The sequence below is a fragment of the Draconibacterium orientale genome (genome assembly GCF_900111425.1).
Taxonomy (GTDB): Bacteria; Bacteroidota; Bacteroidia; order Bacteroidales; family Prolixibacteraceae; genus Draconibacterium; species Draconibacterium orientale.
The window spans coordinates 261,140-273,262 of the sequence record NZ_FOHT01000001.1 but is presented as its reverse complement, the minus strand read 5'-3'; the positions used below and the strand labels follow the sequence as shown (position 1 = coordinate 273,262).

The window sequence follows — 12,123 nt, the reverse complement described above, 5'->3', positions numbered from 1 at the left end:
AAAAATCAATAATAATTAATTTCTAAGGTAAGAGGGCGGGAAGTAGGTTTGTACGCCGAGCGCTTTTACCATACAAAGGAGAATAAACTGGCTTGTTTTAACGGCGAATTTTTTGCTTTGTTTTTCTTATCAATGCCCAGCGCTTCGGTAATTTTTTTGAGTGCGGTTACCAGGTGGTTATTCACTGTTTTTTCTGAAATGTTCATTATTTCAGAAATCTCGCGGTGTTTAAACCCATTTATTTTTGCGAGCGAAAAAGCTTCTCGGCATTTCGGAGGCAGTTCGCCAATGGCTTCGTAAATTTTATTTAGCATTTCTTTTTCTATCGTCTCCTCGTCGGTACTTTCTACCGCGGGGAAAAGAAAATCGTTGTATTCGTCGATGAATACAATTTTTTCATTTTTCATTTTGCGGAGATGCGACAGGCAGCTGTTTTTTACTGCAATAAAAAGGTAGGATCTGATATTATGGATGTTGGGTAGTTCTGATCGTTTATGCCATATCTTAACATAAACATCGCTTACCAGTTCTTCGGCAATTACCTGATTGCGTACAAAACTTAAAGCGTACTGAAGTAATTCATCGGAGGTGACTTCCATTAATAACTGAAAGCTGCGGGTGTTACCTCCGGCAATTAACAGTTTAGTTTTTTGATCGTTTAGCATCTAGTTATAGCTAGTTGTGTAGCTCTTCTATCAAAAAGATACACTTTAGTTTAGTTTAATTAAAATAAAAGTAGTGAACCTGAACGTAAAAAAAAAGTATTTTTACATAAAATGATTTGTTTAGTTTATTGATATGGTTCTGTAATTGCCATAAATAGTGGCTTTTGGGTGTTTTGCAACCGTTCGGTACTGGTAGGTAATTTTTTTGTTTTTTACCGGAAGCCTGAACATAAATACGTTATCTGTTATTTCCAGATTTTTAGTTTCCGTCCATTGATTAGCAATGAGCTCATCAATAAAGTCCGGGCGAACACGATATTGAAAACAAACGTTAAGATTGTTTCCGTCGCCCTGTTCAATAATTTTACCGTTAAATTGTATGAAATTTGTGCTGCCTGATGGTATGATTTGTGCCTCTTCGGTAGCAACTACAGGCGGATGAAACGCAGGCCGGACATTGGTAATTTTTAAAACAAGCGGGTAGTTCCATTTATTATTGTTGTATAAACGCTGTGCGCGCACACACGAAATGTGCAGGCCATCTTCTTCCTGGTTAAAAAATGTAGTTCCATTTGTTTCCGGCATGTATTCAACACGTTTTCCCGATTGCCCCAGCACTTCAACATTGGAATTTTCAGTAGTACCAACCGATTTCAATACAAATTCGCGACGTTCGCCACGCGGCCATTCCGTTTGTTGGGTAAGAATGGCATAAAGTGTTTTGTCTTCCGGTTTCCAGGTAAACCAAATATTTTCTTCGTTCGGAATAATCCACGGTTTTGTTGCTTCAATTGCTTCGCCGTTAAGGAAATTCCAGGCGGCAATTTCGCGCAACAGGTTTTCCTGCTCTTCGGCAACTGCACCATTTGGTTTTGGCCCTATATTGAGTAGTTGATTACCTCCTTTTGCGCGTGTTTCAACCAATATTTCAATTAGCCGGGCACCGGATTTATATATTTCGTTAGCCGGTTTGTAAGCCCATTGCGTTCCCATGGTTAAACATGCTTCCCACGCATCGGGAAGCGGGGTGCCGGGCAACGTTTGTTCCGGTGTTTCCATGGCGCCGCGGGTAATTACCACATCGGGGTGAAGTTCCCACGCTACTTGTTTGCATTTTTCAAGTAAAGGTCCTTCGCCTCCATCGTAGAAAAGAATATCGATATCGCCATATTTGGCCATTAGTTCAATGGTCTGAAGTTCATTCAGCTCCGCATATTTGTTCATAATATGCTGAGGAATGTCGTTGATGTTTGTGCGGCGGATTTCGAGCCCGTTTTCATGCAGGAAATGAAAATCTTCAGGAGAAAAATAAAATCCAACAGCCAGCCCTGCCTCGCGCGTAGCTTCTACATATTCTTCCAGCAGGTCTTTTTTATAGGGCGTGTTGGTAATGTTAAAGTCGGTGGTTTCGGTGTCCCACATGCAAAAGCCGGAGTGGTGTTTTGTGGTGAACACAATGTATTTCATTCCGGCCAATCTGGCCAGAGTTGCAATTTCTTTGGCATCAAAATCTTTCGGGTTAAACGTTTTTGGAAGCTCGTTAATGTAACGGTCCAGGTAATCTTCAGATGCTCCAACCATCGAATGGCTGATTACAACTCCCAGTTGGCTGTCGAAACTAAAATGGATGAACAGGCCAAAACCGAGATCGCGAAACCATTCAACACGTTCGGGTTTGTTCAGGTTTAGTACTTCGTTGTTTGGTGTTTGTGCCCATAAAGCTAACGAGAATGTTAGTAGCAGAAATGTTATGCCCGACTTTATCATAGTAAGAAAGATTGATGTTTTAAGGACTGTTAATGTACTAAAAAATAGCTGGCGTGCAAGTTCTGAAATGGGGATGTTTTTTTTGAGAAAAGCAATGTTTTGCTAATCAGGACTATACATTTTTTATACAATGAAATAAAACCATATCGACTGGAAAAAACCAAAATTTCTATTAAAATACTACATTTGTAATATGTAGTACATTAAACGTATTTACCACTCGACCAAAATTTACCAAAATGGATGAAGTCTTTAGAAAAATCGGGAGCAAGTTAACGCTGAGCCAAAAAATTGAGCGCAGAATTGAAGCTGCTATTCGTGAAAAAAAATTGCCGGTAGGATCAAGATTACCAACCGAAAGAGAATTGTGCGAATCGTTTGGTGTTAGCCGAACAGCATTGCGCGAAGCACTGCGTAGGCTAAGTGCACGAGGATTGGTAGAAATAACAAAAGGCAGCGGAATGACGGTTACCGGGTTAAAGATTGACGATGCCATTGAAAACCTGAACTTGTATTACGACATGCAGTTCGACCACAACCTGATTGCACAAATTATTGAAGTGCGCAGGTTATTTGAGCCCGAGATTGCCGGCCTGGCAGCCAAACAACGCACACAAAACGATTTAAGCGATATTCAGGATAATATTGAAGCTTTTAAAGCCTGTAACCCTGATAATATTCAAATGGAAGCCGATTTGGACAATAAATTCCATTTGCTTATTGCAAAAGCAACGCATAACCCGATTGTACAGATTTCGATGGAGCCAATATATTCGTTGCTGCCACGTATGAGAAACCTTATTTATGCAAATGTGGAAGGCGAAAAAGACATTACTCTGGAATATCATCTGAAGATTTTTGATGTAATAAACAAACAAAAAAGCGACGAGGCAGCAGAGCTGATGAGAGTGCATTTGCGCCGTACAATGGAAATCTATCAGAAATACCTGCACAACTCTTATTAGCATAAAATGGTTGTATGAAATTTTTAACTGGAGTTTTTTTTATTGGGCTGGCATTATTTGTTTTTGCCTGTCAAAATAAAAACAGCGAAGTGTTCAACTATCAAAATTATTTATCAAAGGGAAAATTCAAAGAAGCCGAAAGCAGGTTGAATGAGCAACTTGCTGATGACCCGCAGAACGACAAGTTGCTGGTTCAACTGGAAACCATTCGTCGTTTACGAAAAGAGTTTCCTTACACGCAGGCTGATGTAAAAGAGCAGTTGCGCGAATATTTCCCGGATATCACCGACGAAGACCTGAAGCAATGGGAAAATGCCAGGCAGTTGGAGATGCGTGTTATCGATGGTGAAAAGCGCTATTTCTCAAGGTCGGTGAGTAACTTTTTTCGTTTGAATGAAGCCGCGGGAAAAATAAGGGAAGAAAAAAACGGGAAAGCTTACGATGGCGTGGAAGATTTTCAGCAAACCGTTATTCCGCAGTGGTTTAAAAAAAACATGGAGCCACGCACGCCTTTTGCTCCGCAGCGAATAAAAGTAAATTATACGATTACCTTGGATGCCAATGCCGTGCCGGATGGCGAACTGGTAAAATGTTGGTTGCCCTATCCGCGAACCGGATCGGAGCGTTTGCCGAAAGTGGAATTTTTGGAGGCCAGCCAGGGCGATTATACTATTGCTCCGAACGAAACCATGCAGCGAACCGTTTACATGGAGAAAAAGGCAGTGCAAGATGAGGAGACCGTTTTTCAAATCTCCTACCTGTTTGAATCCGCAGCACAGTGGTTCGATATTAAACCGGAAGAAGTTCAGGCTTACGACAAAAACTCTGAACTATATAAAAAATTTACTGCCGAGCGTTTGCCGCACATCGTATTTAACGACCACGTAAAATCGTTAGCTAAAAGTGTTGTTGGCAGCGAAAAGAATCCGGTAAAGCGGGTCGAATTACTGTATTACTGGATGAACGATAATATTCCGTGGGCCGGTGCGCTCGAATATTCGGTTATGTCTTGTATTCCGTGTTATGTGCTCGAAAACAAGCACGGCGATTGCGGTATGCAAACCTTTTTGTTTTTGAGTATGGCCCGCAGTCTAGGAATTCCGTGTAAATGGCAAAGTGGCTGGTATTTGTTACCGCAAACCAAAAACCTGCACGATTGGGCCGAAGTGTATTACGAAGGAGTGGGTTGGGTGCCGGTAGATCCATCGTTTAAACTGATCGATTCAGACGATATGCGTATAAAAGAGTTTTACCTGAACGGACTGGATTGTTACCGTTTGGTGGTAAACGATGATTATGCCTGCGAACTGGTTCCGCCTAAAAAGTTCTACAGAAGCGAACCTTTTGATTTCCAGCGTGGAGAGCTGGAGTGGGAGGGCGGTAACCTGTATTTCGACACATGGGATTATCACCTCGATTTTGAATATTTGCCGGCTACCGAAAACTAATCGTATATTGATGTTTAGTATGAATTTTTAATGGGTTATTCTTCGGAAACATCGCTTTAAAATTTATATTTGTAATATGTAATACAAATCTTGTAAGGCAATGAAATTTACTCACATAATTTTTCTATTCTTTTTGCTTATGGCATCTTGTACGCAGCAGCAGCAATCATCACACATTGAGCAACAAGTTGATCAGTTGATCGATCAGCAAATTAAAGATAAACGTGTAGAATACTGTAAAGTAAGTGTTTCTGAAAAAGATGGTCAGACGGCGATAACCGGAGCCACCGTTTCGAAAACTACCTTTGATGCGTTGAAAACATTTGCATCGGAAAAAAGATGTGACTTTTCTGTTGTCCTGTTGCCCGATGACACTTTTAGCGAAAATCCGTGGGGCATTGTAACTATCTCGGTTTGTAATATTCGGAGTAATCCAAGGCATTCAGCCGAAATGTTAACGCAGGCCATTTTGGGAACACCTGTTAAAGTTTACCGCAAAGACGATGGCTGGTATTTAATCCAAACGCCCGACCGTTATTTTGGCTGGGTTGACGGCGCCGCGATTGTCGTAAAAAGCAACGAGGAAATGGTGGAATGGAAAGCCTATAAAAAAGTTCTTTATAAAAATCAATATGGTTTTGCCTATGCTGAAGCGGATGCGAAATCAAGCATCGCAACCGACCTGGTACTGGATAACTTGCTGACTGTGGCCGATGAAACAGCCGGATTTTATAAAACTGTTTTGGCCGACGGGCGTGAGGCTTTTGTGAAAAAAGACGAATGTATGGGCCTTGATAGTTGGTACAATAAAAGTGTTGCAGCAAAAGATGTGCTGGCAACGGCCCAAAAATTTATGGGTGTTCCGTATTTGTGGGGCGGTACTTCGGCAAAAATGGTGGATTGTAGCGGATTTGTTAAATCGGCTTATTACAATTACGGAGTAATTTTGCAACGCGATGCATCGCAGCAAACTTTATACGGAGAGTTGGTTGACACGCAAAATGGCTACGATACATTAGCGCCCGGTGATCTGGTGTTTTTTGGACGAAAAGCTACTGCTGACCAACTTGAAAGAGTTACTCATGTTGGTTTGTTTTTGGGCGATCAGGAGTTTGTTCACGCATCAGGAAAAGTGCGTGTAAACAGCTTGAATCCCGACAGTGAAAAATATACCGGGCATTACGAAAAAGGCTTTGTTCGTGCCCGCCGTATTATCGACAATGTTGATGGCGATGGAATTGAGTGGGTGGTCGACAACGTGTTTTTTAAACAGGTTTTACCGGAATAATATCAAGAATAAGAACACATGCAATTACGTTTTAAACCTTTTGAACTTCAGTTAAAACACACGTTTACACTAGCCACAAGTTCGCGCACAACCACACCAGTTATGTTGGTTGAGTTGGAACACGATGGGCTGATTGGATACGGCGAAGCTTCGATGCCGCCGTATTTGGGCGAATCGCACGAAACAGTTGCCCGATTTTTGAAAAAAGTGGACTTGACGGGTTTTAACGATCCGTTCCGTATGGACGAAATTCTGGAATATGTAGATCAGTTGGAGCCCGGAAACCGCGCGGCAAAAGCCTGTATTGATATTGCATTGCACGATTTGGTAGGTAAAATACTGGGGCAGCCCTGGTATAAAATATGGGGATTAAAACCGGAAAACACGCCCTACACAACATTTACCATTGGTATAGATACGCGCGAAGTGGTAATTGAAAAAACCAAGGAGGCTGCCGAGTTTAAAATGCTAAAGGTGAAGATGGGGCGCGACAACGACAAAGAGCTGATTGAAACCATTCTTTCGGTTACTGATGTGCCTTTATGTGTGGATGTAAACCAGGGCTGGAAAGATAAACATGAAGCGCTGGAAATGATTCACTGGATGAAGGAGAAAGGGATTGTTTTTGTGGAGCAGCCCATGCCAAAAGAACAGCTGGATGACATGGCCTGGCTAACAGCACACAGCCCGCTGCCAACGATTGCCGACGAAGCTTTTCAGCGCATTTACGATATTCCGAAATTTAAAGATGTTTACTCGGGTATAAACATTAAGCTGATGAAAAGCACCGGCATGCGCGAAGCAAAGAAAATGATTGATGTGGCGCGGGCTCTTGATATGAATGTAATGATCGGGTGTATGACAGAAACTTCGTGCGCCATTTCTGCAGCCTCGCAATTATCGCCACTTTGCGATTGGGCCGATCTTGATGGTGCCTTGCTAATTACCAACGATGTTTTTGATGGGATGAAAGTGATTGACGGAAAAGTTACTTTGTTCGATCTTCCGGGAATTGGCGTGGTTAAGCGCTAATTGGTTCGAAACCGCTTAGCGCTTATACAAAAAAAAGAACCGAAAAACTGAGTCGTCAGTAGTTTCGGTTCTTTTTTCTTTTGTAAAGACTTTTAACTGTCTTAAAGCGATTTCTGTTCTTTTTTCTTGTAGTTATCGAGTACGGCCCGAACTGAACCGTGCAGGAGTAAAAGGCGTTTGGCTTCTTCAAAATCAATACCCAGTTCATCAACGATCATTGTCGATCCGCGCTCAACCAGCTTTTTGTTTGTGAGCTGCATATCCACCATTTTGTTGCCTTTTACGCGTCCCAGTTTTATCATCAGCGAGGTGGTGATCATATTCAACACCATTTTTTGTGCTGTTCCGGCTTTCATTCGTGTGCTTCCGGTTACAAACTCGGGGCCAACAATGGGCTCTATGGCGATTTTTGCCACCTTTGCAATTTCCGAGTCCGGGTTACAGGTGATGCAGGCCGTAAGCAGTCCGTTGTTGTTGCCATCTTTCAGGGCGCCAATAACGTAAGGTGTACCTCCCGATGCTGCAATTCCAACAATGGTATCACGCTCATTCACCTGAAACTTTTGCAGGTCTTCCCAACCACCATGAATATTGTCTTCAGCAGCTTCAACAGCTTTGCGAATGGCGCGGTCGCCACCGGCAATAAGACCGATTACAACGCCATCGGGCATGCCATATGTAGGTGGTATTTCCGATGCGTCAAGAATGCCCAATCGTCCGCTGGTGCCGGCTCCCAAATAGAACAGGCGGCCACCTGACTTGATGCGGTCAACCAGTTGGGTAACCAGTTTTTCTATCTGTGGAATTTCTTTTTGTACGGCAATATGAATTTTTGCATCCTCGTTGTTTATTCCCGTTAACAGCTCTTCAACTGTCATTTGGTCGAGGTTGTCGTATAAAGATGATGATTCTGTAACCCTCATTTTCTTATAAATTGGTATGAAATTTTTTTAGACCGTTTATCGGTTTGTCAATAATATTTCCGATCTCTATTTTCCGATTGAATGCGACTTCTTTTAGTAAATCTGAATAGTGGTACGCAATAGAACCCACAAAGTTTACTGTGTAGTTCTGGTAGTTGTTATAGCGCTCAATGTTTCGGAAAAAGAAATCGGTAAAACTTCTTTTAATCAGGTTTTGAACGTAAATATGATTTCTGTTTTGGTTAAGAAAAACTGAAAATTTAGCCAGGTAGCGACTGGGGGACGATTCGCGATAAACAGAATTTAAAACATCCGCCATTTCCAGATGCAGTTCGCTTTCCATTTTTTGTTTCAGGTCTTCGGGAACGGCACGTTTAAAATAGTCGTTCATAAGAAGTTTTCCCAAATAAGCGCCACTTCCTTCGTCGCCCAAAATAAAACCCAGCGTTGGAACTTTATCTGTAATTTCCGATCCGTTGTAAAGGCACGAATTGGTTCCGGTGCCCAGTATGCAGGCTATGCCCGATGATCTTCCCAAGAGCGCGCGTGCGGCTCCGAGAATATCGTCTTCAACCGATATTGTTGCTTTTGAAAATACTCTTTTCAGTGCATCTGAAACAACGTGGTCGGTTTTTCCTTTTATGCATCCCGCACCATAGAAATGTACTTCGCTCACCTCTTCTTTTTGGTCGTTGGTGAATGTGCCTGAAAGAGAAGCAAAAATTTCTTCTGTTTGCTGGAAGAAGGGATTAATCCCGTGGGTGCTAATAATGAATTCTTTTTCAGGATTCAAAAACAACCAATCGGTTTTTGAGGAGCCACTGTCTGCTATTACAATCATTCTGATATTGTTGATTTATTTTCAGAAATTTTCTGTGACAAATGTACAAAATCTTTTCTAATTTGTAATATGTAATACAAATTTTGCCTACATTTGTTGCCATTGTCTTAGTCGGAAACTATGAAATGGGCATGTTAATGGATTCTTGCCATTCAAAAATGACTAAATTTAAATTACGAATTCCATACGGTGCTAATCGAGTAAACAATTTTGTCGTATGAAAAATTTAAACCTGACTAAATCCCACGTGCTTAAAGTAAGCAAGAAAATGGTAAAATTCCTGTTTTTCTTGTTCTTTCTTCTCTTTTCTACTTCTGTAAGTGCTCAGCAAAACGAATCGCTGAAAGAGCAGGTAAACAATGTGCTAACGCAAAAAAGCAGTTCGGCTTTCTACGTGGGTAACGAAAATTATATAAACGGAAAAAGGGTGGCGCTTGACACTGCATACTTTTCGCCAGACAATGATACATTGTACCTCTATTTTGATAAAGCGCTGGCAGAAATGCCTTTTCGGGAAAGTAGTTTGCCGGTAGTGCAAGACTCCATCAGAGCGGTCTTGCCCGATTCTTTACAAAATATTCCTTTAAAAATATGGGCCAATCAGTTGGCGTTAGAAGAACTGGTTCCGAATTATTACAGAAACGAAATTTCTGTGGATAAAAACAGGCTAACACCCGAAGCGCGACATCGAAAAAATGTGGTTAAAAAATTACGCCCTTATTCGATTTCGGAAGGTTTGGATGGAGCAAATATTGCCTTGTGGAACAGCCATGGCTGGTATTACGGACCTGCCCGCGACCGCTGGGAATGGCAACGTGCACGTTTATTTACCAACCTCGAAGATATTTCGCCGAGTTCGTTTGTAATTCCTTTTATTATTCCGATGCTGGAAAATGCCGGTGCCAATGTTTTTAATGCCCGCGAGCGCGACTGGCAGATTCACGAAGTGGTTGTTGATAATGACCAATCGACAGGGAAAAGCAAATTCAAAAAACCACGAAAACGCAACGATGAGGATAAAGGATTTGTTTATTCTGAATTCATACAGGGAACAACAAATCCTTTTCAGGAAGGGACTGCAATTCAGTTTGATAGTAGAAATAAACCCAATGTTGCTACTTATATTCCTGATTTTCCGGAGGCGGGAGAATACAGCGTTTATGTATCGTATGCAAAAGGTGATGGGCCGGTGACTTATCGTGTAACGCATTCGGGTGGTGTAAGTGATTTTCTGGTTGACCAACGAATGGGCTACGGAACCTGGATTTATCTCGATAAATTTTATTTCAATGCAGGAAAAGATAAAAAGGCTGCTAAAGTAGAGTTGATCGCCCCGGAAGGCGAGGGAAAAACATTTTCGGCCGATGCTGTACGTTTTGGCGGAGGAATGGGAAATATTGCGCGCAATGGAAGAGCAGGCGGATTGGCACGTTATTTTGAAGGTGCCCGTTACAACCTGCAATATTCCGGTGCGCCCGACACGCTGGTGTGGAATCTGCACAACGGCGAAGACGATTACAAAGACGATTATATGAGTCGTGGTGAATGGGTAAACTGGCTGATGGGGGCGCCATTTGGCCCGACCAAAAACCGAATGGCTCCGGGATTGGAAATCCCTATTGATCTGGCTTTTGCATTTCATACCGACGCCGGAATTTTGCCCGACAATAAAATTGTGGGGACCTTGGGCATCTATTCAACCGACCGGGATACTTCTGTTTTCCCCGATGGACAATCAAAATACGCCTCGCGCGATTTGACCGATCTGATACAAACGCAGATTGTAAGCGATATAAATGCCGTTTATAAAAGCAACTGGACGCGCCGCGGAATGTGGAATTCGCAATACAGCGAGGCCTACCGTCCACAGGTGCCGACCATGTTACTGGAGTTACTGTCGCACCAAAACCTGGAAGATGCAAAATATGTGCTGAACCCTAAATTTCGGTTTGATGTTTCGCGTGCCATTTACAAAGGGATGTTACGTTTTATAACATCGCAAAACGGGCAGGATTACATAGTGCAGCCTTTGCCGGTTGATCATGTAAACGCCCGGTTCACCAACGGAAATGCCGTTAAGTTAGCATGGAAACCCGTAATGGATGAGCTGGAGCCAACAGCTGTTCCAGAAAAATATATGGTGTATAAACGAATTGGCGACAATGGTTTTGATAACGGAACATTGGTAACCGAACCGGAAATTACCTTGACCGATCTGGAGCCCGGTAAAGTTTACGGATTTCGGGTAACTGCCGTTAATGCCGGCGGTGAAAGTTTTCCCTCGGAAACAGTGGCAGTAGGTAGGGCAGAAAACAGCAAAGGACAGGTTTTGATTGTAAATGGTTTCGACCGCACTGACGGGCCGGCCATCTTTGAAACCGATTCGTTGGCCGGCGTTTGGCGTTTCCTCGATCATGGAGTGGCTTATGGTTACGATGTGTCAACCACCGGCGATCAGTACGATTTTGAGCGTGAATCGGCTTGGTTGGATGATGATAGTCCCGGTTTAGGAGCGAGTTATGCCGATCTGGAAACAACCATTTTCAGAGGCAATACCTTTGATTTTTCATTGGTTCACGGCAAGAGTTTGCTGGCCAATGGTTATAGTTTTGTAACATCGAGCGATGAGGCAGTGGAGAATGATCTGGTTGTTCTTAAAGACTATCAACTCGTTGATTTGCTCTACGGCGAAGAAAAACAGACTTTGTTACCCGGAAAAGATTCAGTTCCTTATTTTGAAATCTACACCGAAAAAATGCTAAATGCGCTTTCGGAATATGCCGAAAATGGTGGAAACATATTCATGTCGGGAGCGTATGTAGGAACTGAAATCCCAAAAGAAAAATTGCAAAAGGAACGAATTGGTAATCTGCTTGGGTTTAAATGGCGAACAGATCATGCGGTAAAAAACGGGCAGTTTTATTCCGTGAATTCAAATAGTAACTTTACCGGAACGTTCAACACCGATTACGTTTTGGAGCAATACCCGGTTGAAGCACCCGATGGAATAGAAGCATTTGATGAAAACGGGAAAACGATTTTCCGATACGCAGAAAACGGAATTAGTGCAGGTGTTTATTACGAAAGCAAACACAAATCGCTGGTGCTGGGCTTTCCTTTTGAGAGTGTAAAAGGGCAGAGTGAGCGTGATGCCTTAATGCGTGAGATACTTAGAATGTTAAATGAATAAGTAA

9 protein-coding genes are annotated in these 12,123 nt (G+C 42.4%); 5 read left to right on the top strand and 4 right to left on the bottom strand.

Annotation, left to right across the window (positions count from 1 at the left end):
* Positions 1 to 65 precede the first annotated feature (65 nt).
* Both BMW53_RS01095 and BMW53_RS01090 read right to left on the bottom strand, forming a co-directional pair.
* Positions 66 to 665 carry an RNA polymerase sigma factor gene (locus BMW53_RS01095; RefSeq protein ID WP_051567960.1) on the bottom strand — a complete coding sequence of 200 codons (600 nt, stop codon included), beginning with the start codon at positions 663 to 665 and terminating at the stop codon, positions 66 to 68.
* A 120-nt stretch (positions 666 to 785) separates the two neighbouring features.
* On the bottom strand, positions 786 to 2,432 hold the full coding sequence (locus BMW53_RS01090) for an alpha-L-fucosidase (RefSeq protein ID WP_038561229.1): 1,647 nt from the start codon (positions 2,430 to 2,432) through the stop codon (positions 786 to 788).
* A 239-nt stretch (positions 2,433 to 2,671) separates the two neighbouring features.
* Here BMW53_RS01090 and BMW53_RS01085 point away from each other — a divergent pair, with 239 nt between their 5' ends.
* The 4 genes from BMW53_RS01085 to BMW53_RS01070 all read left to right on the top strand — a co-directional run bounded on the left by BMW53_RS01085 (position 2,672) and on the right by BMW53_RS01070 (position 7,165).
* The gene (locus BMW53_RS01085; protein WP_038561232.1) at positions 2,672 to 3,397 is read left to right on the top strand and encodes a FadR/GntR family transcriptional regulator; all 726 of its coding nucleotides are present in this window, start codon (positions 2,672 to 2,674) and stop codon (positions 3,395 to 3,397) included.
* 14 nt (positions 3,398 to 3,411) lie between these two features.
* Positions 3,412 to 4,845, top strand: coding sequence for a transglutaminase-like domain-containing protein (locus BMW53_RS01080; protein WP_038561235.1), 1,434 nt, complete (start codon positions 3,412 to 3,414; stop codon positions 4,843 to 4,845).
* A 100-nt stretch (positions 4,846 to 4,945) separates the two neighbouring features.
* On the top strand, positions 4,946 to 6,133 hold the full coding sequence (locus BMW53_RS01075) for a C40 family peptidase (protein WP_051567961.1): 1,188 nt from the start codon (positions 4,946 to 4,948) through the stop codon (positions 6,131 to 6,133).
* A gap of 18 nt (positions 6,134 to 6,151) precedes the next feature.
* Positions 6,152 to 7,165, top strand: a complete 1,014-nt coding sequence (locus BMW53_RS01070) for a dipeptide epimerase (RefSeq protein WP_038561238.1) — start codon at positions 6,152 to 6,154, stop codon at positions 7,163 to 7,165.
* Positions 7,166 to 7,266: 101 nt separating this feature from the next.
* On the opposite strand, the gene murQ is transcribed toward BMW53_RS01070, so the two are convergent.
* Positions 7,267 to 8,088 (bottom strand): N-acetylmuramic acid 6-phosphate etherase, encoded by an 822-nt coding sequence (gene murQ / locus BMW53_RS01065; protein WP_038561241.1) that lies wholly within the window; start codon positions 8,086 to 8,088, stop codon positions 7,267 to 7,269.
* A gap of 4 nt (positions 8,089 to 8,092) precedes the next feature.
* On the bottom strand, positions 8,093 to 8,929 hold the full coding sequence (locus BMW53_RS01060; protein WP_038561243.1) for a hypothetical protein: 837 nt from the start codon (positions 8,927 to 8,929) through the stop codon (positions 8,093 to 8,095).
* A gap of 217 nt (positions 8,930 to 9,146) precedes the next feature.
* On the opposite strand from BMW53_RS01060, the gene BMW53_RS01055 reads away from it, so the two are divergent.
* Positions 9,147 to 12,119 (top strand): golvesin C-terminal-like domain-containing protein, encoded by a 2,973-nt coding sequence (locus BMW53_RS01055; protein WP_051567962.1) that lies wholly within the window; start codon positions 9,147 to 9,149, stop codon positions 12,117 to 12,119.
* Positions 12,120 to 12,123 lie beyond the last annotated feature (4 nt).